Here is a 20,302-nt window from a genome sequence, read left to right on the forward strand (position 1 = left end):
TGACGTCTGTCACCGGTCGACGCCTCCCATCACGGGGTCGATGGACGCGACGGCGACGATGACGTCGGCGACCTGGCCGCCTTCGCACATGGCCGCCATGGCCTGCAGATTGGTGAACGACGGGTCGCGGAAGTGGACGCGGTAGGGGCGGGTGCCGCCGTCGCTGACCGCGTGCACGCCCAGTTCGCCCTTGGGGGACTCCACGGCCACGTAGGCCTGTCCCGGCGGGACCCGGAAGCCCTCCGTCACCAGCTTGAAGTGGTGGATCAGGGCCTCCATGGAGGTGCCCATGATCTTCTTGATGTGGTCCAGGGAGTTGCCGAGGCCGTCCGGGCCGAGCGCGAGCTGCGCGGGCCAGGCGATCTTCTTGTCCCCGACCATGACCGGGCCGGGCTCCAGCCGGTCCAGGCACTGCTCGATGATCCGCAGCGACTGCCGCATCTCCTCCAGGCGGAGCAGGAAGCGGCCGTACGCGTCGCAGGTGTCGGTGGTCGGTACCTCGAAGTCGTAGGTCTCGTAGCCGCAGTACGGGTCGGTCTTGCGCAGGTCGTGCGGGAGGCCCGCGGAGCGGAGGACCGGCCCGGTGGCGCCGGTGGCCAGGCAGCCGGCCAGGTCCAGGTAGCCGACGTCCTGCATGCGGCCCTTGAAGACCGGGTTGCCGGTGGCGAGCTTGTCGTACTCCGGGAGGTTCTTGCGCATCTTCTTCACGAAGGCGCGTACCTGGTCGACGGTGCCGGGCGGCAGGTCCTGGGCGAGGCCGCCGGGCCGGACGTACGCGTGGTTCATGCGCAGGCCGGTGATCAGCTCGTAGATGTCCAGGACCAGTTCGCGGTCGCGGAAGCCGTAGATCATGATCGTGGTGGCGCCGAGCTCCATGCCGCCGGTGGCGATGCACACCAGGTGCGAGGAGAGCCGGTTCAGCTCCATCAGCAGCACGCGGATGACCGAAGCGCGGTCCGGTACGTCGTCGGTGATGCCGAGCAGCTTCTCCACGGCCAGGCAGTACGCCGTCTCGTTGAAGAACGGCGTCAGGTAGTCCATCCGCGTGACGAAGGTCGTGCCCTGGGTCCACGTGCGGTATTCGAGGTTCTTCTCGATGCCGGTGTGGAGGTAGCCGATGCCGCAGCGGGCCTCGGTGACGGTCTCGCCGTCGATCTCCAGGATGAGCCGGAGCACGCCGTGCGTGGAGGGGTGCTGCGGGCCCATGTTGACGACGATGCGCTCGTCGTCGGCCTTGGCGGCGGCCTCGGCGACCTCGTCCCAGTCGCCGCCGGTCACCGTGTAGACGGTGCCTTCCGTGGTCTCACGGGGAGTCGCATGGGAAGTGGACGAAGTGGACATCAGCTGTACGACCTCCGCTGGTCGGGAGCCGGGATCTGGGCGCCCTTGTACTCGACGGGGATGCCGCCGAGCGGGTAGTCCTTGCGCTGCGGGAAGCCCTGCCAGTCGTCCGGCATCATGATCCGGGTGAGCGCCGGGTGGCCGTCGAAGACGAGGCCGAAGAAGTCGTAGACCTCGCGCTCGTGCCAGTCGTTGGTCGGGTAGACGGCGACGACCGACGGGATGTGCGGGTCGGCGTCGGGCGCGGAGACCTCCAGCCGGATCAGCCGGGTGTGGGTGATCGACCGCAGGTGGTAGACGGCGTGCAGCTCGCGGCCCTTGTCGCCGGGGAAGTGCACGGCGCTGACGCCGGTGCACAGCTCGAAGCGGAGGGCCGGGTCGTCGCGGAGCGTCTTCGCGACGACCGGGAGGTACTCCCGCTCGATGTGGAACGTCAGCTCGCCGCGGTCGACGACGGTCTTCTCGATGACGTTCTCGGGGACCAGCCCCTGTTCCTCCAGCGCGCCTTCGAGCTCGTCCGCGACCTCGTCGAACCACCCCCCGTACGGCCGGGAGGTGGCTCCGGGCAGCCGTACGGTCCGTACGAGGCCGCCGTAGCCGGAGGTGTCGCCGCCGTTGTTCGCGCCGAACATGCCGCGGCGGACGCCGATGACCTCGCCGTGGTCGCCGCGCTGGCCGGGGAGGTTCTGCGCGTTGAGGTCCTTGTCCGGGTTGACCCCGTTGGCCCCCGTGCCGTGCGTGCCCTTGTCCGGGTTGCTCACCGCAGCAGCCCCTTCATCTCGATCGTCGGGAGTGCCTTGAGCGCCGCCTCCTCCGCCTCGCGGGCCGCTTCCTCGGCGTTGACCCCGAGCTTGGCGCCCTGGATCTTCTCGTGGAGCTTGAGGATGGCGTCCATCAGCATCTCCGGGCGGGGCGGGCAGCCCGGGAGGTAGATGTCGACCGGGACGATGTGGTCGACGCCCTGCACGATGGCGTAGTTGTTGAACATGCCGCCCGACGAGGCGCAGACGCCCATGGAGATGACCCACTTCGGGTTCGGCATCTGGTCGTAGACCTGCCGCAGGACGGGCGCCATCTTCTGGCTGACCCGGCCGGCGACGATCATCAGGTCGGCCTGCCGCGGGGAGCCGCGGAAGACCTCCATGCCGAAGCGGGCCAGGTCGTAGCGGCCGGCGCCGGTGGTCATCATCTCGATGGCGCAGCACGCGAGCCCGAACGTCGCCGGGAAGACCGATGACTTGCGCACCCAGCCCGCGGCCTGTTCGACGGTGCTCAGCAGAAAGCCGCTGGGCAGCTTCTCTTCCAGTCCCATTGGGTGACCCCTAGTCCCATTCCAGGCCGCCGCGGCGCCAGACGTAGGCGTAGGCGACGAAGACGGTGAGCGCGAAGAGCAGCATCTCGACGAGCCCGAACAGCCCCAGGGCGTCGAAGGTGACGGCCCAGGGGTAGAGGAAGACGATCTCGATGTCGAAGACGATGAAGAGCATCGCCGTCAGGTAGTACTTGATCGGAAAGCGACCGCCGCCTGAAGGCTGTGGGGTCGGCTCGATCCCGCACTCGTACGCCTCGAGCTTGGCCCGGTTGTAGCGCCTGGGTCCGACGAGCGTGGCCATGACGACGGAGAAGATCGCAAAGCCTGCCCCGAGGGCTCCCAGTACGAGGATGGGCGCATAGGCGTTCACCGTCCTCGCTCCCTTCAGTCGACGATGACTGGTTGGCGGTCCGGCCCCGGGCCCGTTCACTCCTCGACGGGACTCGACAGAGATCGCGTCTATGTGAGGCAGTTCACAAGCCCTGGCCGCCTGCATCCTATGCCCGTACGTCTGTGATCTGCGACACGGGGTGCGACAACGGCTTTGTGATCTCCACCACCTGACGAAGGATCATGAAGTCGGATGAGCGGTGATCTTCGCACCGGAAGCGTCCGGGTGATCACTTCACGTGACAAAATCAGCGGTCGCCGCTGGTCAGAGCGGTGCCTCCTCTATCAAGAGCTACGCAGCGCAAGCAAATTGGCGCTGGACGGCGTCAACTGATAGCGCTCACCCATCCGTCCGCGTGACCCAGTCGTGACCTCGCCGTGATCGCCGGTACGTGCATCGCTTCACGAGCGCACCCCACGAGGACATAACGGTCACTCAAGAGTGAGCTATCCCACGCGTTTCACATCTCTAAAACCTTGACGGTCGGGAAGCCTTGGCGTGTCGGTTGCGAAGGTGCTAAGTGCCGTGCTGATGCGCATCGAGCGGTAAATGCCGTGCACAGGAACATGATCACGAAATTCGGACACGCCCACGCCCGGCTCACGCCTGGCCGATTGGCCCGTTTTGTTCACCGTGTACGCGTCAAAAGTGGTGCACACCACCTTTGTTGGCAGCAACCTGTGGCTCCTGATAGCCGTGGTGCCATGTCCCCGAACGCACTCATACCCAGCCACCGGAAGCCCCGCCGCTCCGCGACCTCGCGGGCCGTGCGCGCAGGGTTCACCGGTGGCATCCTCACGCTGGCGGTGACCGGTACCGCCGTTCCCGCGAACGCCAACGGTGAGAAGCCGGCCTCCGAGACCCAGGAGCTGCCGACCATCACCGCCGAGCTCGCGACGTCCGTGGCGAAGACCGCGGACACCACCCAGCAGGTGGCGGACCAGTACGAGCTGCAGGCAGCGCAGGACTCGGTCTTCTCCAAGGCCGACAAGGCCGCGCAGAAGGCCAAGGACAAGGCCGTCGAGGCCAAGCGCAAGGAAGAAGCCGAGAAGAAGGCCGCAGCGGCCCGCAAGGCCAAGGAGGCCGAGCAGGCCCGCGCCTCGCGCTCCGCCGACCGCGGACCGCTCCTCTCCGCCTCCGCCTCGGTGGACACCGGCTCGCTCTCCGGCTCCACCGCCTCCCTGGTGGACTTCCTCAAGGCCCAGGTCGGCAAGGCCTACGTGAGCGGCGCGACCGGCCCGTCCGCGTACGACTGCTCCGGCCTCACCCAGGCCGCCTTCCGGCAGATCGGCATCGACCTGCCGCGCGTCTCCCAGGACCAGTCGACCGCCGGCACCCAGGTGGGCCTGGACAGCCTCCAGGTGGGCGACATCCTCTACTGGGGCAGCGCGGGCAGCGCGTACCACGTCGCGGTCTACATCGGCGGCGGCCAGTTCATCGGCGCGCAGAACTCCAGCACGGGCGTCGTGCAGCGCGACATGAGCTACGACCAGCCGACGGGCGCCGTCCGCGTCCGCTGACGCCCCTCAGGGCTCGCACGCACACGGCGAAAGGGCCGTCGTCCCCCCGCTCGGGACGACGGCCCTTTCGCCGTACTTCGAGGCTTTCGCCCGTTCCTGTGCGCCCTACTGGCGCGGCTTGACCTCGGCCATCTCGCCCCAGCCGGTGCCCTCGGTCTCGACGTTGATGATCTCCGGGGTGCTCGCGACGAGGCCGGACATCAGCTCGATGGCCTCCTTGAAGTGGTCGGACTGGACGTGCGCCACGCCGGCCTCCTGGTCCGCGAACGCCTCCAGCAGCACGAACTGGTCCGGGTTCTCGACGCTCCGGGACCACTCGAAGAAGATGTTGCCCGGCTCCGCGCGGGTGGCGAGCGTGAAGGGCTCGGTCAGCGACAGCCACTGGTCGCTCTTCTCCGGCCGGACGGTGAACTTCACAGCGATGAAAATCATGCGACCACTGTGCGCCGCTGACGCCCTCGCCGCGAGCCGACGTGCCCGCCATTCCACCGCTGCCGGAAAACCCGCTGCCGGAAAACCCGCTGCCGGTCCGCCGGCCCCGGCCGGTCAGGCCCCGGCCGCGGCGCGGATCAGTACGGACGCCAGTTCGCCCCGGCGCGCGGGGTAGTCCGCGGTCGGCAGCGACACCGACAGCGCGCGGACGGAGCCGTCGGGCCCCTCGCCCGGGAGGCGGACGGCGAGACAGGTGTGGGCCGGATCGGTCTCCCCGACCGACACGGCGAGCCCGTCCCGGCGCACCCGGGCCAGCTCCGCCTCGAAGCGCTCGGGCGAGGTGATCGTACGGTCGGTCAGCCGGGGCAGCCCGTGCGCGGCGAGGTAGCGGCGGCGCGCGGGCCGGTTCAGCGTGGCGAGCAGCACCTTGCCGTGCGCGGTGGCGTGCGCCCCGTGGTCGGGGCCCACCGCGAACGGCCCGCCGGCCGCCGACACCGGCAGCGTGCTGTCGACGACCGCGATCCGGTCCTGCCCCGCCGCGCTGAGGTACGCATGCGTCCCGGTGGCGCGCCGTACGCCCAGCAGCAGCTCGCGTGCGCCGTCCTCGATCCCGGTCTGCCGCTGGAACGCCCGGTGCAGCGCGGGCACCTGGGGACCCAGGACGTATCCCCCGCCCGTACGTGTCACGTGCCCGCGCGCGGTCAGCGGGCCCAGCAGGTTGTAGACCGTGGACAGCGAGCAGCCCAGCCGCCGGGCCAGCGCCTTGGCCGTCACCGGCCCGGCGGAACCGGCCACCGCGTCGAGCACGTCCAGCGCCCGGTCGACGGAGAGCGGCCCGCCCGTGGCGCCACCGGAGGCGGGGCCGCCGGCGGCGTGGGGTCCGTTGACGGGTGCGGCGGACATGACGGATCCCTCCGGACCTCTCGGGCGACGGCTGCTGTCCCTCCAGGATCCCTCACCTCGGCCGGAGCCTGCTCTGCCGGTTGGCCTCCCGCACCCTCGCCCGCAGCTCCGCCTTCCGGTCCTCGGCCCCCTCGGCGTCCGCCGGCCGGCCCGCCGGCTCCGTACGCTCGCCACCGTCCTCCCGCTCGCCCCGCACACCACCCTCCGGAACCGCGCTCATGGCGTCCCCTTCCCGTCGCCCGACAGCCGCTTCCGTCCCCTCGCGACACCCTTGTCCATCCCTCACCCTCCGTACTGCGTCCGGTGCTGTGTGTGCACCCCCCAGCCTGACCGCAGTTCGGCCCGCACGGCAGTAGGCACATTCCGCCAACTTCGGGCGTCAAGGCGCATGTTGAGACAGGGGTTCGATCCCGGGGCGCGACATGACGATGCCGCCCTCGGTGGAACCGAGGGCGGCAGGTCAGATGGGGTGCGCGGAGCGGGTCAGGCCTTCGGGGCGACCTTGCTCAGGCCGTTGATGATGCGGTCCATGGCGTCGCCGCCGGTCGGGTCGGTGAGGTTGGCCAGCATCTTCAGGGTGAACTTCATCAGGACCGGGTGGGTGAGGCCGCGCTCCGTGGCCAGCTTCATGACCTTCGGGTTGCCGATGAGCTTCACGAAGGCGCGGCCCAGGGAGTAGTAGCCGCCGTAGGTGTCCTTGAGGACCTTCGGGTAGCGCTGGAGGGCCAGCTCGCGCTGGGCGTACGTGGCGCGCGCGTGCGCCTGGACGATGACGTCGGCGGCGATCTGGCCGGACTCCATGGCGTACGCGATGCCCTCGCCGTTGAAGGGGTTCACCAGGCCGCCCGCGTCACCGACCAGGAGGAGGCCCTTGGTGTAGTGCGGCTGGCGGTTGAAGGCCATCGGGAGGGCGGCGCCGCGGATCGGGCCGGTCATGTTCTCCGGGGTGTAGCCCCAGTCCTCCGGCATGGAGGCGCACCAGGCCTTGAGGATCTCGCGCCAGTCCAGCTCCTTGAAGCTGCTGGAGGTGTTCAGCACGCCCAGGCCCACGTTGGAGGTGCCGTCGCCCATGCCGAAGATCCAGCCGTAGCCGGGCAGCAGGCGGTCCTGCGGGCCGCTGCGGTCCCACAGCTCCAGCCAGGACTCCAGGTAGTCGTCGTCGTGCCGAGGCGAGGTGAAGTACGTACGGACCGCGACGCCCATCGGACGGTCCTCGCGGCGGTGCAGGCCCATCGCCAGCGAGAGCCGGGTGGAGTTGCCGTCGGCGGCGACCACGAGCGGGGCGCGGAAGGAGACCGGGGTCTTCTCCTCGCCGAGCTTGGCGGTCACGCCCTCGATGCGCCCGGTGAGGTCGTTGACGATCGGGCCGCTGACGTTGCAGCGCTCGTACAGCCGCGCGCCGGCCTTCTGCGCCTGGCGGGCCAGCTGCTCGTCGAAGTCGTCACGCTTGCGGACGAGTCCGTAGTCCGGGTACGAGGCGAGGTCGGGCCAGTCGAGCTGGAGGCGGACGCCGCCGCCGATGATGCGCAGGCCCTTGTTGCGCAGCCAGCCGGCCTCCTCGGAGATGTCGATGCCCATCGCCACCAGCTGCTTGGTGGCGCGCGGGGTGAGGCCGTCACCGCAGACCTTCTCGCGGGGGAAGGCCGTCTTCTCCAGCAGGAGGACGTCCAGGCCGGCCTTGGCGAGGTGGTAAGCGGTCGCCGAGCCGGCCGGGCCGGCCCCCACGACGATCACATCGGCGGTGTGCTCGGAGCGGGCCTGGGTGGCGGTGGCGGCATCGGTCACGTCGGTCACGGCGTTGTCTCCCGGAACTCGATATCTGGGTGCCGACCGGCACTGGACCTGTGCAGTCTATGCAGGCCGATGTGATCCGATTCCGAAGGGTTGGCCCATGCAGAAGTCGCTCCCGCCGCTTCCCGCCGTCGAGCTGCGCGTCCCCACGGAGGAGGACGCATGGAACTGGCACCGGGTGTTCGACGACCCGGAGGTCATGGAGTTCCACGGCGGCGCGTCCGCCGAGCCGTCGGTCTACGCGGAGCTGACCGCCCGACAGCGCCGCCACCACGCCGAACGCGGCTACTGCCTCTACACGATGCTCGACCCGGCGGACGGCGCGGTGATCGGCTTCACCGGCGCGCAGCCGTGGCCGCACACGGACTGGGGGCCGGTCGGCGAGATAGAGATCGGCTGGCGGCTGGGCCGGAAGTACTGGGGCAGGGGCTACGCCACGGCCGCGGCCCGGCTGGCCCTGGAGCACGTACGCGCTGCCGGGGTACCGCACGTCGTGGCGATGGTGGACGCGCGCAACGCCCGTTCGATCGCGGTGACCCGGCGGCTGGGCATGCGGCAGGCGGAGACCTTCGTCTCGCCCGTGTCGCGGGCGACGGGGCTGTGCCACCGGCTGGACCTCTGACCCCGTCGGCCCCTCTCGGGGCCACCGGGCCCCTCGGGTCCGTACGCTCAGCGCGGCGCGTCGGCCGGGTACGGCGCGCCGCCGAGTATGTGCTCGCGGCCCCAGGCGCCGAGCGGCGCCAGCGCGTCGTTCAGCGCCACGCCGCGGGCGGTGAGGGAGTACTCGACGCGGGGCGGCACCTCGTCGTACACCTCACGGTGCACGATGCCGTCCTCCTCCAGCTCCCGCAGCTGCGCGGCGAGCACCTTCTCCGTGATGCCCGGCACCTGCCGACGCAGCTCACCGAAGCGGCACGTCCGCTCGCCGAGCGCCCAGAGGATCAGCACCTTCCACTTTCCGGTGATCACGCTCATCGCTGCGTCGGTCCCGCAGACGTACGCCCCCGGCCTCCGTACGGCCCCCATGCCCCACCCCTCCGACCTGGTCACTCACCCCGCGGTAACCGCCCACTTCGAAGTGCGTACTGGTGCACCCGTGAGCCTGCGGCAAGGCTAATCCGCATGACTGACAACGCCGTTGACACGCACGGAATGCCCGGCCTCACGCTGCTCGGGCTCGGTGACATGGGTACCGCCCTCGCCCGCGCCTGGCTCGCCGCCGGCCATCCGCTCACCGTATGGAACCGCACGGCGGCGCGGGCCGCACCGCTCGCCGCCGAGGGCGCGGCCGTCGCCGCCACCGCCGCCGAAGCGGTGGCCGCCCACCGCCTCGTCGTCGTCTGCCTGCTCGACGACGCCTCGGTCGGCACAGCCCTCGCCGACGCCGACCTGACGGGCAAGGACCTGGTGAACCTCACCACCGGTACCCCGGGGCAGGGCCGGGCCCGCGCCGAGTGGGCCCGGGAGCGGGGCGCCCGCTTCGTGGACGGCGGCATCATGGCGACACCGCCGATGATCGGCGCTCCGGAGGCCGGTGGTTACGTCTTCTACAGCGGCGACCGCGGCCTCTTCGACGCCCACCGGGAGACCCTGGCCGTGCCGGCCGCCACCCGGTACGTCGGCACGGACCCCGGGCACGCGGCGCTGCACGACGAGGCGCTGCTGAGCGCGATGTACGGCATGTTCGCCGGGGTCGCGCACGCCTTCGCGCTGATCCGCCGCGAGGACATCGCGCCGAAGGACTTCGCGCCGCTGCTCGCGGACTGGCTGTCGGCCATGACCGCGTCCGTGCACGAGGCCGCCGAGCACCTCCAGAGCGGCGACTACACCAGGGGCGTGGTCTCCACCCTGGCCATGCAGGTGGCGGGGGTACCGACACTGCTGCGCACGGCCGAGGAGCAGGGCGTCAGTCCCGAACTGCTGACGCCCGTGCTGGCCCTGATGGAGCGCAGGCTCGCGGCCGGGCACGGCGACGAGAGCACCACGGGCCTGATCGACCTGCTGGTACGCGACCGCGCTGTCGGCTGACCCTCCGGGGGTCAGGCGGCCGGCTTCGTCCCCCGGTGCAGGGCGACGATCCCGCCGGTGAGGTTGCGCCAGGCGACCTGCTGCCAGCCCGCCCGCTGCAGCCGGGCGGCCAGCGCGGGCTGGTCGGGCCAGGCGCGGATGGAGTCGGCGAGGTAGACGTACGCGTCGGGGTTGGAACTGACGGCGGTGGCGACCGGCGGCAGCGCGCGCATCAGGTACTCGGTGTAGACGGTCCGGAAGGGCGCCCACGTCGGGTGGCTGAACTCGCAGATGACGACCCGGCCGCCGGGCTTGGTCACGCGGTACAGCTCCGCCAGCGCGGCGTCGGTGTCCTGGACGTTCCGCAGCCCGAAGGAGATCGTGACGGCGTCGAACACGCCGTCCGCGAAGGGCAGCTTCATCGCGTCACCGGCGGTGAAGGGCAGCCACGGCTGGCGCTTCTTGCCCTCGCGCAGCATGCCGGTGGAGAAGTCGCACGGCACGACGTACGCGCCGGTGCGGGCGAACGGCACGGAGGAGGTGCCCGTACCGGCCGCGAGGTCCAGCACCCGCTCGGCGGGCCGGGCGGCCACCGCGCGGTCCACGGCCTTGCGCCACAGCCGCGTCTGCCCGAGGGACAGCACGTCGTTGGTGAGGTCGTACCGTTCCGCCACGTCGTCGAACATGGAAGCGACTTCGTGCGGCTGCTTGTCCAGGGATGCTCGGGTCACGACAGCCATTGTTCACCACGGGCCGCGGCGAACCGCCCGGAGGGCACTCAGCGGGCCGTCAGGGACGCGAGGTCGATAGTGATCGGGAAGGGGTGTCCGGTCTCCAGCTTGGTGGTGTGGATCGGATGCTCGGGCGCCGGGATGTACTCCCCGCGCTCAGCGTGGAGCCAGTACTCATGGACTCGGGGGACGTTGTCCTCGCCCGGCTCGACCCGCCAGTAGTACGGCACTCCTGCCTCGGCATACATGGCCGGCTTGCGAACGCGGTCGTCCTGGCGCGAACCGGGAGACATCACCTCGATCACCAGGACAACCTTGGCCACCGGGATGCACACCAAAGTGTCCATGCTCAGCCGGCTGTCATCGAAGACGATGATGTCGGGTTTCGGTCGGTTCCTTTCGTCGACCGTGACGCACTGCTCGGAGTCGAAGGTGTAGGGATCGACCAACGCCTCCTCGACTGCGCTCTCGATCTTCCTTCGCACACGGTTGTGCCACCACGACGTCATACCTGAAGGCACCACCCGTCCGTCTACGAGCTCCCAGTCGAAAGGCAGCTCCAAGTCCGTCACCTGATCGACGGTCCAGCCCTCCTCGGGCGGGAACATCCAGGTCTCAGGAGTGGCCTGCTCCAGCCGTTCAGCGATCATCACTGCTCCCATGGACGCGAGTGTGGACGCGGGTGCGAGTCGCGGTCCTGTATATGACCGTACCGGCACCCGAAGGAGTGGGCCGGGATTCAGCGCCGACGGAAGACGAGGCGGCCGTTCAGGACCGTGACCAGGCAGGTGTCGTCCGCGGCGAGGACCGTGAAGACGGCCGGCGCGCCGGGAGCGAGGACGGCCGGGCGGTCGCGGAGGCCGGAGCGGGTCACCGCCGTGCGGACCGACGGGCGGGTGAAGGAGCCGGTCAGCGAGGTCGTACCGGTGGACAGCAGACGCTGGAGGCCGCGGCGGGCGCTGCCGCCCCAGCGGGTGTCGGTCATGTCCAGGGCGGCGAGTGCGGCGCCCGTCAGAGGTTCCGTGCCCAGCTCGGCCGCCTCGCGCGGGTCGGGGTGGTAGGCCGATTCCAGGTACGCGGCGCCGTCGGGCTCGTGCCGGCCCGGGGACAGCACCCCGTCCCACTCCCGGACCCGCGCCCGCTCGCCGTACTCGGCGGCCAGCTCCTCGTACGGGCCGATGGCCGCGATGCGCGCGCCATCGACGACCACCGCGTCCGCGCCCTCCGCCGGGGCGCCCTCGACCGCCCGGACGCGGTGAATCGTCAGCACGGCCCGTGGCTCAGTTCGCGTCGACGAGCTTGAGCTCGGGGTGGGCCGTGCCGCCGTCGATCGCGGTCGAGGAGATGTGCGAGGCGACGCGGTCGTCGACCGGGTCGTTCGCCGGGTCGTCGTGGACGACCAGGTGCTCGTACGTCGTGGCGCGCTGCGCCGGGACGCGGCCCGCCTTGCGGATCAGGTCGATGATCTCCTGGCGGTTGGAGCGGTGCTTGGCGCCGGCCGAGGAGACGACGTTCTCCTCCAGCATGATCGAGCCGAGGTCGTCCGCGCCGTAGTGCAGCGACAGCTGGCCGACCTCCTTGCCGGTGGTGAGCCAGGAGCCCTGGATGTGGGCGACGTTGTCGAGGAAGATCCGGGCGATCGCGATCATCCGCAGGTACTCGAAGATCGTGGCCTGGGTGCGGCCCTTCAGCGCGTTGTTCTGCGGCTGGTAGGTGTACGGGATGAACGCGCGGAAGCCACCCGTCCGGTCCTGTACGTCGCGGATCATGCGGAGGTGCTCGATGCGCTCGGCGTTGGTCTCGCCGGTGCCCATGAGCATCGTCGTGGTGGACTCGACGCCGAGGTTGTGCGCCTCCTCCATGATCTCCAGCCAGCGCTCGCCGGACTCCTTGAGCGGGGCGATGGCCTTGCGGGGGCGGGCCGGGAGCAGTTCGGCGCCCGCGCCGGCGAAGGAGTCGAGGCCGGCGGCGTGGATCCGCTGGATGGCCTCCTTGGTGGAGACCTTGGAGATGCGGGCCATGTGCTCGACCTCGGAGGCGCCGAGGGAGTGGATGACCAGCTCCGGGAACTCCTTCTTGATGGCCGCGAAGTGCTTCTCGTAGTACTCCACGCCGTAGTCCGGGTGGTGGCCGCCCTGGAACATGATCTGGGTGCCGCCCAGCTCGACGGTCTCCGCGCACCGGCGCAGGATGTCGTCCAGGTCCCGCGTCCACACGTCGGGGCTCTTCGGCGCGGCGAAGAAGGCGCAGAACTTGCAGGCCGTCACGCAGGAGTTCGTGTAGTTGATGTTCCGCTCGATGATGTACGTCGCGATGTGCTCCGTACCGGCGTAACGGCGGCGGCGCACGGCGTCGGCGGCCTTGCCCAGGGCGTGCAGCGGCGCGTCCCGGTACAGCTCGACGGCTTCCTCGGGGGAGATCCGCCCGCCTTCCGCGGCGCGGTCGAGTACGGACTGGAGGTCGGCGTTCTCGGTCACCGGGCGTCCCTTTCGAGGTTCTTGGGCGGGCATGCGTAACAACCCGGTCCAGCGTACGCCAGGGGTCCGACGAGGCCAGGGGCGGTCGGCCGGTCCGCCCCGGCCGGGCGGTCAGCCGACCCGCGAGAGGCGCGCCGTCGGGCGGCCGCCGCGCTCGTCGTCGGAGGCGTACGCGAGCTCGTCGCCCTCCCTGGTGAGGGTGACGGTCGCGGTCCGGCCCGTGCACAGCGCGCCCGCGTCCCCGTCCGAGGTCTCCCGGAGGGTGAGCCTGCGGCCGGTGGCAGCCCGCAGCTCGCCCGTGGCACGGCACTTCACGACCATCGCGTCGTACGTCAGCTTCGCCACCTTCTCGCCCGGCGCCCCCTTGCTGACGGTCACCGTGACCGAGCCGTTGGGCGAGCCGTCGTCCTGCCGGACGGTGCCCGTCCACGTACCGAGGAACGCCTTGGGCACGGCGCTCTCCGGGCGGTCGTCCGGGGTCGCGCCGGGCGGCGGCGTGCCCTGGGCCCCGCCGGTCCCGCCCCCGCCGCCCGGCAGCAGCTGGAAGACGAAGGCGGCGGTGGTCGCGGCGGCCAGTGCCCCGGCGACGGACAGTACGAGCGTGCAGCTCATGCGGCGGGGCCGGGCCCGGCCGCCGAACATGCCGGTGAGCGAGAACCGGCGCTCCCTGGCGCCGGTGGCGTTCCCGCCGGTACCGGTGGCGGCGGCAGGTGCCGGCCACTCCTGGCGCGGTGGCACCACGGCCGGGGCGTCGAAGGGGACGGGCCCGGAGACCGGCTGCCCCGGAGCGCCGGGTCCGTACGCCGGCGCAGGGTACGAGGGGTCGGCGGCGTACGGCGGGCCGGCCGCGTACGAGGGGTCCGGCGGGCCGAAACCGGCGGCGGGGGCCGGCCCCGGGGGCGCGTCCTGCCGGGTCTCCGCCTCCAGGTTCAGCACCTCGACGGCCCGGCGGCTGACCTGTTCGACCACCCGCGGCGGCAGCCACCCGGCACGCACCAGGCCCGCCGCGCCCTGCTCCCCCGCCAGCCGCCGGGCGACGGCCGCGGGCGACGGCCGGTCACCGGCGCGCTTGAGGAGGCAGTCCGAGACCAGGGCCCGCAGGTCGCCGGTGAGTTCCGGACCGAGCCGCGGCTCCTCGTGCACGACCTTGTAGAGGAGCGCGGCCGAGCTGTCCCCGGGGAAGGGGTTCGTCCCGGTCGCCGCGTACGCCAGCACCGCGCCCAGCGAGAAGACGTCCGACGCGGCCGTGACGCCGTCGCCGAGGATCTGCTCCGGCGCCATGTAGCCGGGCGAGCCGACCGAGACGCCGGTGGCGGTGAGCGAGGCGGTGCCGTCCGTGGCGCGGGCGATCCCGAAGTCGATGAGCAGCGGGCCGTCCAGGGTGAGCAGCACGTTGGACGGCTTCACGTCCCGGTGGACGAGGCCCAGGCCGTGCACGGCGGCCAGCGCCTCGGCCAGGCCCGCGCCCAGGGCCCGTACGGAGTGTTCGGGCAGCGGGCCGTGGCCGGCGACGGCGGCGTCGAGCGCGGGGGCAGCGACGTACGCGGTGGCGACCCAGGGCACGGGTGCCTCGGCGTCGGCGTCCAGGACGGGTGCGGTCCAGGCGCCGCCGACCCGGCGTGCGGACGCCACCTCGCGCCGGAAGCGGGCCCGGAACTCGTCGTCGGCCGCGAACTGCGGGTGGACGGCCTTCACCGCGACCGTCCGGCCACCGGCGCTGCGGCCCAGGTAGACCCGTCCCATGCCGCCCGCGCCGAGCCGGGCCAGCAGCCGGTACGTGCCGATCTCCGCCGGGTCCTCCGCTGCCAGCGGCTGCATGGACTCTCGCCTCCCCCTCGCGTCCCACCCGTTCGCCTCAGCTTAGGACGGCGGCGATCCGGCCATCGGCGGAATGCGGCGGGCCGGCGTCACGCGCCGCGGCCGGAAAGCGGGTCCTTTCCGGCCACGGGACGGGCGAACGGGCGCCGGGAAATCGGACCTCAATTCCGGCGGCCACCCATTCCGGGAATTGCCGCCGTCTCGTTCGCGCAGAGTTCACGAAGAATTCCCGCGCGGAAGGCGCGGCCGGAAGGAGGAGCGGAAGGGGCCGGAAGGAGAGGGCGGAGAGGAAGGGAGAGACGGGAGAGACCGGCAGGAACACCAGAAAGGTGTATACGGCATGAAAAATGCGAGGGGCCGGCGTCGCATACGGGCGACCGGCCCCCGCATCCGGACCGGCACGGCCCGGCAACAGCTCACACCTCCAGCAGGTCCACCCGCACGTCCGCCGGGAAGCCCGTCGTCGGGCCCGTGCGGCGGGCGAATTCGGTGACGCCGCGCAGCTGGTCGGGGCCGAAGCGGAAGTCCAGCGTAGTGAAGTACTTGGCGAGCACCTCCTCGTCGAAGTGCTCCCAGCGGGCCGCCTGCTCGGCGACCTTGCCGACCTCCTCCAGGGACAGGTCGCGGGAGGCCAGGAACGCCTCGTGCACCTTCCGTACGACGACCGGCTCGCGCTCCAGGTAGTCGCGCCGGGCCGCCCACACCGCGAAGACGAACGGCAGGCCGGTCCAGTCCTTCCACATCTGGCCGAGGTCGTGCACCTCCAGGCCCAGCAGCGGCGCCTCGTGCAGGTTCGCGCGCAGCGCGGCGTCCCCGATCAGGACGGCGGCGTCCGCCTCCTGCATCATCACGCCCAGGTCGGGCGGGCAGGTGTAGTAGTCGGGCGTGACGCCGACCTTCTCGGCGAGCAGCAGCTGCGCCAGGCGTACCGACGTACGGGAGGTCGAGCCGAGCGCGACCCGGGCGCCGTCCAGCTGGTCCAGCGGCTTCTGCGACACGATCACGCAGGACATCACCGGGCCGTCGCAGCCGACCGCGATGTCGGGGAAGGCGACCAGCTGGTCGGCGTGCTTGAGGAACTCGACGAGGGTGATCGGCCCCATGTCGAGCTCGCCCGCCACCAGCTTGTCGTTCAGCTGGTCCGGCGTGTCCTTGGTGAGCTCCAGGTCGAGCAGGGTGCCCGTGCGGGCCAGGCCCCAGTAGAGGGGCAGGCAGTTCAGGAACTGGATGTGGCCCACCCGCGGCCGGGTCCGGCGGTGGCCGGAGGTGGGTGCGGGTGCGTCTCCTACGGTTGAATTGTCCACATGTGGAGGCTAGACCCGCGGGGCGGACGGCGAGGCGGCGGGGGCCTCCGCACGGCGTGCTCCCGCCACACGCGCGTACGTGCGTCCGCCTCTCGCGCGTATCGGCACGCGGTCCCCGGCGGCTCCACGAAGACGTACCGAAGAGGCACCGGAGAGACACCCGTCCGCCTCGGCGCGGCGATAAACGTGATCTTTGGCTCTTCCGCCTTCTGAGCGCACCGTGCTAGGCTCAGCGCAAGTTGCAGTTTGGTTTCCCTTGCAGTACAGAGCCTGCGGATCATGTGACCCGCAGGCATTTGTAGTTTTCAGACTTCTTTGCAGGTTCTGGAGCAGGGCAACCCTTTGGCCCAAGGAGGGCTTATGGCTACCGGAACCGTCAAGTGGTTCAACGCCGAGAAGGGCTTCGGCTTCATCGCCCAGGACGGCGGCGGCCCCGATGTCTTCGTCCACTACTCCGCGATCAACGCGTCTGGCTTCCGCTCCCTGGAGGAGAACCAGACCGTCACCTTCGACGTCACCCAGGGCCCGAAGGGCCCGCAGGCGGAGAACGTCACCCCGGCCTAGTTGCCCGGGTCGGCCGATCGCGGCCGTGAGTAGCAGTACCCAAGGAGCCCTGCTCCGTCGCTCCGGCGGCGAGCGGGGCTCCTGCCTTTTGCCACCCTCACCCCGCGGTGCCTTTTCGGCCCTTTCCGCATCCCTTCCGGCCTTCTCGGGCCTCCTGGATCTTCCCGGGCCCCTTCCGCCCGTCTCCGGCCCGGCCCGGGCAAAACGGGCACAGAAGGGTGAAGCCCCGCGCCGCCTCCCCCACAGAGGCGACACGGGACTCCAGTCTGACGCGCCCGGTTCGACGTGCGACGGGCGGGGTCGGTTCCGCGCTCAACTACTTTCGTACAGCCCGTCGATGTCTTTCGCATAGTCCCGTGCGATGGCCGCTCGCTTCAGTTTCAACGAAGGAGTGAGATGGCCGGCCTCCTCGGTGAAGTCGGCCGGCAGCACGGTGAAGCGGCGGATGGACTCGGCGCGCGAGACCAGCCGGTTGGCGTCGTCCACGGCGCGCTGCAGATCGGCGAGGAGCCGTTCGTCGCGTACCAGCTCCGCGAGCGGCACGTCCTGCTTCTTCTGCATCTGCCGCCAGTGCGCGAGCCCGTCCGGCTCCAGGGTGATCAGCGCGCTGATGTACGGCCGGTCGTCGCCGACCACCATGCACTGGCCGACCAGGGGGTGCGCGCGCAGCCGGTCCTCCAGCGGCGCGGGCGCGACGTTCTTCCCGCCGGAGGTCACGATGATCTCCTTCTTGCGGCCCGTGATCGTCAGGTAGCCGTCCGCGTCCAGCGCGCCGAGGTCCCCGGTCGCGAACCAGGCCTGGTCGTCGACCGCGGGTACGGCTGTCCCGCTCGCCGGGTCCCAGTAGCCGGTGAAGACCTGGCCGCCGCGCAGCAGCACCTCCCCGTCGTCGGCGATGCGGACCGCGCTGCCGGGCAGCGGCCAGCCCACGGTGCCCAGGCGCGGCTTGAGCGGCGGGGTGACCGTGGCGGCCGCGGTGGTCTCCGTCAGGCCGTACCCCTCGAAGACCTGGATGCCGACGCCCTCGTAGAACGCGGCCAGCCGCCGGCCGAGCGGGGAGCCGCCGCAGATCGCGTACCGGACCCGGCCGCCGAGCGCCGCCCGTATGCGGCGGTAGACCAGCGGGTCGTACAGGCCGCGCGCCGCCTTCAGGCCGAGCCCGGGGCCTGGTCCGGTGCCGTGCTCGGCGGCCTCGACGGCCTGGCCGAACGCGCGGGCGATGCGTGCCGCGCGGTCGAAGGAGGCGGCCCGGCCCATCTTCTCGGCGGTGGCCCGCCCGGTGTTGTGGACCTTCTCCAGTACGTACGGGATGGCCAGCAGGAACGTGGGACGGAAGCCGGCCAGGTCCGCCAGCAGATCTTCGGTCCGAATGCTGGGCGCGTGGCCCAGCTTCACCCGGGCCCGCAGGCAGCCGACCGCGACCATCCGGCCGAAGACGTGACTGAGCGGCAGGAAGAGCAGGGTCGAGGCGGGGTCCTTGCTGACCGACCTGAAGACCGGGTGCAGCAGTTCGATGGAGTTGTCGACCTCGGCGAAGAAGTTGCCGTGCGTCAGGACGCAGCCCTTGGGGCGGCCGGTGGTGCCGGAGGTGTAGATCAGGGTGGCGGTGTCGCCCGGGCCGCGTCCGGCGCGGCGCTTGGTCACCTCGTCGGCGAGCAGGTCGCGCCCCGCCGAGGTGATCTGGGCGACGGCACCGGCGTCCAGCTGCCAGAGGTGGGCGAGTTCCGGGAGGTCGCCGCGTACGCCGCTGACCATGCGGGTCTGTTCGACGTGCTCCACGACGCAGGCCGCGGCCCCGGAGTCCCGCAGGATCCACTGGACCTGGTGTGCCGAGGAGGTCGGGTACACGGGGACGGTGACCAGGCCCGCCGCCCAGGACGCGAAGTCGAACAGGGTCCACTCGTAGCTGGTCCTGGCCATGATGGCGAGGCGGTCGCCGGGGCGCAGGCCGTGGGCGATCAGGCCCTTGGCGAGGGCGAGCACCTGGTCGGCGAATTCGGCGGCGGTCACGTCGCGCCAGCTGCCGTCGTGCTGCTTGCGGCCGAGGACCGCCTCGGTGGGGGCCTCGGCGGCGTTGTCGAAGGGGATGTCGCCGAGGGAGCCGGTGCGGACGGCGGGGGCGAGCGGCGGGACGGAGACCTCGCGGACGACGCCGTCCTCGACGGTCTTGTGCGGCGGGACCAGTACGGGGTGCGTGGGTGGTGCGGCTTCCTGGCGTGACACGAGCGGCTCCTCTGGCGGGCGGGTGCCCCGGGGGGCGGGGCACCCTGGACTGTCCGGCGGAACTTCCGTGGTGCTTCGGTGCTGCGGGAGGGGTGGTGGGCAGGGGCTCAGGCGCTCCTGCCGCTGTGGGCTCAGGTACTTCTGAGGCTGTGGGCTCAGGTACGTCTGACGCTGTGGGCTCAGGCCCGTTCGAGGATCGCCGTCACGCCCAGGCCGCCCGCCGCGCAGATCGAGACCAGGCCGCGTACGGGCGTGCCGTCGGCGGCCGGTTCGCGTTCGGCCAGCAGCTCGGCGAGGGTGGCGACGATGCGGGCGCCGGTCGCGGCGAAGGGGTGGCCGGTGGCGAGGGAGGACCCGGCGACGTTGAGCCGGTCGCGGTCCACCGGCGCCAGCCCCTGCTTCTCCCAGGCGGCGAGGGTGGCGAGCACCTGGGAGGCGAACGCCTCGTGGATCTCCACCAGGTCGAAGTCCTCGATGCCGAGCCCGGCCCGTGCCAGCATCCGCGGCACGGCGTACGCGGGCGCCATCAGCAGCCCGTCGTCCCCGTCCACGAAGTCCACGGCGGCCGTCTCGTACGCGGTGAGGTACGCGAGCGGCTTCAGGCCGCGCTGCCGCGCCCACTCCTCGCTCGCCAGCAGCACGGCCGCCGCGCCGTCGGTCAGCGGCGTGGAGTTGCCCGCCGTCATCGTCGCGCCGCCGTCCCGGACGCCGAAGACGGGCTTCAGCCGGGCGAGCTTCTCGGGCGTGGAGTCCGGCCGGAGGTTCTGGTCGCGGTCCAGGCCGCGGAAGGGGACGACGAGGTCCTTGAGGAAGCCGCGCTCGTAGGCGGCGGCCAGCCGCTGGTGGCTGGCCGCCGCCAGGGCGTCCTGGTCAGCGCGCTGGATGCCCCACTTCCTGGCCGTACGGGCCGCGTGCTCGCCCATGGAGAGGCCGGTGCGCGGCTCGGCGTTGCGGGGAATCTCGGGGACGAGGTGGCGCGGGCGGATGCGGGCGAGCTGCTTCAGGCGGGCGCCGGCGGACTTCGCGCGGCGGGTGGCCAGCAGGATCTTCCGCAGCTCCTCGTTGACGCCGAGCGGCGCGTCGCTGGCGGTGTCGGAGCCGGCGGCCACCGCGCTGTCGAGCTGGCCGAGGGCGATCTTGTTGGCGGCGGTGATCACGGCCTGGAGGCCGGTGCCGCACGCCTGCTGGATGTCGTACGCGGGGGTGCGGGGGTCCAGCCCGGAGCCGAGCACCGTCTCGCGGGCGAGGTTGAAGTCGCGGCTGTGCTTGAGCACCGCGCCCGCGACGACCTCGCCGATCCGCTCGCCCTCCAGGTCGAACCGGCCGACCAGGCCGTCCAGCGCCGCGGTCAGCAGCTCCTGGTTGGCGGCGGTGGCGTACGGGCCGTCCGAGCGGGCGAAGGGGATGCGGCTGCCGCCGATCACCGCGACCCGCCGGATGCCCGCGGTGTGCTCCTGCGTACTCATCCTCGACCAGCTCCTGACCCAT

20 protein-coding genes and 1 pseudogene are annotated in these 20,302 nt (G+C 71.5%); 4 read left to right on the forward strand and 17 right to left on the reverse strand.

Translation table 11 applies throughout. The annotated features are described in order from the left end of the window. Window positions 1–9 precede the first annotated feature (9 nt). The 4 genes from AAC944_RS17395 to AAC944_RS17410 are packed head-to-tail and all read right to left on the reverse strand — an operon-like array spanning window position 10 to window position 3,023. Window positions 10–1,341: an NADH-quinone oxidoreductase subunit D gene (locus AAC944_RS17395; protein ID WP_030620108.1), complete on the reverse strand. Its 1,332-nt coding sequence runs from the start codon at window positions 1,339–1,341 to the stop codon at window positions 10–12. Further along, window positions 1,341–2,102, reverse strand: a complete 762-nt coding sequence (locus tag AAC944_RS17400) for an NADH-quinone oxidoreductase subunit C (RefSeq protein WP_030620110.1) — start codon at window positions 2,100–2,102, stop codon at window positions 1,341–1,343. The genes AAC944_RS17395 and AAC944_RS17400 overlap by 1 nt, the downstream gene beginning before the upstream one ends. After that, on the reverse strand, window positions 2,099–2,653 hold the full coding sequence (locus tag AAC944_RS17405) for a NuoB/complex I 20 kDa subunit family protein (RefSeq protein ID WP_030620114.1): 555 nt from the start codon (window positions 2,651–2,653) through the stop codon (window positions 2,099–2,101). Before AAC944_RS17405 ends, AAC944_RS17400 begins: the two co-directional genes overlap by 4 nt. Before the next feature lie 10 nt (window positions 2,654–2,663). Then, window positions 2,664–3,023, reverse strand: a complete 360-nt coding sequence (locus tag AAC944_RS17410; protein ID WP_030262580.1) for an NADH-quinone oxidoreductase subunit A — start codon at window positions 3,021–3,023, stop codon at window positions 2,664–2,666. 725 nt (window positions 3,024–3,748) lie between these two features. On the opposite strand from AAC944_RS17410, the gene AAC944_RS17415 reads away from it, so the two are divergent. After that, complete coding sequence (locus AAC944_RS17415; protein WP_030620116.1) at window positions 3,749–4,564, forward strand: C40 family peptidase; 816 nt, start codon at window positions 3,749–3,751, stop codon at window positions 4,562–4,564. Window positions 4,565–4,669: 105 nt separating this feature from the next. On the opposite strand, the gene AAC944_RS17420 is transcribed toward AAC944_RS17415, so the two are convergent. The 4 genes and pseudogenes from AAC944_RS17420 to AAC944_RS17435 form a co-directional block, all read right to left on the reverse strand. Continuing rightward, the gene (locus AAC944_RS17420) at window positions 4,670–4,996 is read right to left on the reverse strand and encodes a putative quinol monooxygenase (RefSeq protein WP_030620118.1); all 327 of its coding nucleotides are present in this window, start codon (window positions 4,994–4,996) and stop codon (window positions 4,670–4,672) included. Window positions 4,997–5,110: 114 nt separating this feature from the next. Continuing rightward, entirely contained in the window at window positions 5,111–5,899 is a 789-nt protein-coding gene (locus AAC944_RS17425) for an IclR family transcriptional regulator (RefSeq protein WP_051872116.1), read from the reverse strand. 52 nt (window positions 5,900–5,951) lie between these two features. Beyond that, window positions 5,952–6,119, reverse strand: coding sequence for a hypothetical protein (locus tag AAC944_RS17430; RefSeq protein WP_196943163.1), 168 nt, complete (start codon window positions 6,117–6,119; stop codon window positions 5,952–5,954). 263 nt (window positions 6,120–6,382) lie between these two features. Further along, a pseudogene (locus AAC944_RS17435) lies at window positions 6,383–7,702 on the reverse strand (geranylgeranyl reductase family protein); the annotation flags it as partial. Between the two features lie 88 nt (window positions 7,703–7,790). On the opposite strand from AAC944_RS17435, the gene AAC944_RS17440 reads away from it, so the two are divergent. Further along, window positions 7,791–8,312, forward strand: a complete 522-nt coding sequence (locus AAC944_RS17440) for a GNAT family N-acetyltransferase (protein ID WP_030620127.1) — start codon at window positions 7,791–7,793, stop codon at window positions 8,310–8,312. A gap of 47 nt (window positions 8,313–8,359) precedes the next feature. On the opposite strand, the gene AAC944_RS17445 is transcribed toward AAC944_RS17440, so the two are convergent. Then, on the reverse strand, window positions 8,360–8,716 hold the full coding sequence (locus AAC944_RS17445; RefSeq protein WP_030620129.1) for a winged helix-turn-helix transcriptional regulator: 357 nt from the start codon (window positions 8,714–8,716) through the stop codon (window positions 8,360–8,362). A 96-nt stretch (window positions 8,717–8,812) separates the two neighbouring features. On the opposite strand from AAC944_RS17445, the gene AAC944_RS17450 reads away from it, so the two are divergent. Further along, window positions 8,813–9,718, forward strand: coding sequence for an NAD(P)-dependent oxidoreductase (locus AAC944_RS17450; protein ID WP_030620132.1), 906 nt, complete (start codon window positions 8,813–8,815; stop codon window positions 9,716–9,718). Between the two features lie 11 nt (window positions 9,719–9,729). On the opposite strand, the gene AAC944_RS17455 is transcribed toward AAC944_RS17450, so the two are convergent. From AAC944_RS17455 to AAC944_RS17480, 6 genes are all read right to left on the reverse strand, one after another. Beyond that, on the reverse strand, window positions 9,730–10,428 hold the full coding sequence (locus AAC944_RS17455; RefSeq protein ID WP_030620135.1) for a demethylmenaquinone methyltransferase: 699 nt from the start codon (window positions 10,426–10,428) through the stop codon (window positions 9,730–9,732). A 47-nt stretch (window positions 10,429–10,475) separates the two neighbouring features. Continuing rightward, on the reverse strand, window positions 10,476–11,090 hold the full coding sequence (locus AAC944_RS17460; RefSeq protein ID WP_368397220.1) for a Uma2 family endonuclease: 615 nt from the start codon (window positions 11,088–11,090) through the stop codon (window positions 10,476–10,478). Window positions 11,091–11,167: 77 nt separating this feature from the next. Continuing rightward, window positions 11,168–11,698, reverse strand: a complete 531-nt coding sequence (locus tag AAC944_RS17465) for an imidazolonepropionase-like domain-containing protein (protein ID WP_030620140.1) — start codon at window positions 11,696–11,698, stop codon at window positions 11,168–11,170. Window positions 11,699–11,708: 10 nt separating this feature from the next. Then, window positions 11,709–12,905: a cyclic dehypoxanthinyl futalosine synthase gene (gene mqnC, locus AAC944_RS17470; RefSeq protein ID WP_030620143.1), complete on the reverse strand. Its 1,197-nt coding sequence runs from the start codon at window positions 12,903–12,905 to the stop codon at window positions 11,709–11,711. 111 nt (window positions 12,906–13,016) lie between these two features. After that, window positions 13,017–14,723 carry a serine/threonine-protein kinase gene (locus AAC944_RS17475; protein WP_030620146.1) on the reverse strand — a complete coding sequence of 569 codons (1,707 nt, stop codon included), beginning with the start codon at window positions 14,721–14,723 and terminating at the stop codon, window positions 13,017–13,019. Window positions 14,724–15,139: 416 nt separating this feature from the next. After that, on the reverse strand, window positions 15,140–15,961 hold the full coding sequence (locus AAC944_RS17480) for a menaquinone biosynthetic enzyme MqnA/MqnD family protein (RefSeq protein ID WP_030620149.1): 822 nt from the start codon (window positions 15,959–15,961) through the stop codon (window positions 15,140–15,142). A gap of 426 nt (window positions 15,962–16,387) precedes the next feature. Between AAC944_RS17480 and AAC944_RS17485 the strand changes: the two genes are divergently transcribed. Further along, window positions 16,388–16,591 (forward strand): cold-shock protein, encoded by a 204-nt coding sequence (locus AAC944_RS17485; RefSeq protein WP_030620150.1) that lies wholly within the window; start codon window positions 16,388–16,390, stop codon window positions 16,589–16,591. A gap of 312 nt (window positions 16,592–16,903) precedes the next feature. On the opposite strand, the gene AAC944_RS17490 is transcribed toward AAC944_RS17485, so the two are convergent. Then, the gene (locus AAC944_RS17490; RefSeq protein WP_030620152.1) at window positions 16,904–18,814 is read right to left on the reverse strand and encodes an AMP-dependent synthetase/ligase; all 1,911 of its coding nucleotides are present in this window, start codon (window positions 18,812–18,814) and stop codon (window positions 16,904–16,906) included. Window positions 18,815–18,993: 179 nt separating this feature from the next. Then, window positions 18,994–20,280 (reverse strand): acetyl-CoA C-acetyltransferase, encoded by a 1,287-nt coding sequence (locus AAC944_RS17495; protein ID WP_030620154.1) that lies wholly within the window; start codon window positions 20,278–20,280, stop codon window positions 18,994–18,996. Window positions 20,281–20,302: the final 22 nt, after the last annotated feature.

It is taken from the genome of Streptomyces sclerotialus, assembly GCF_040907265.1.
GTDB classification, from domain to species: Bacteria; Actinomycetota; Actinomycetes; order Streptomycetales; family Streptomycetaceae; genus Streptomyces; species Streptomyces sclerotialus.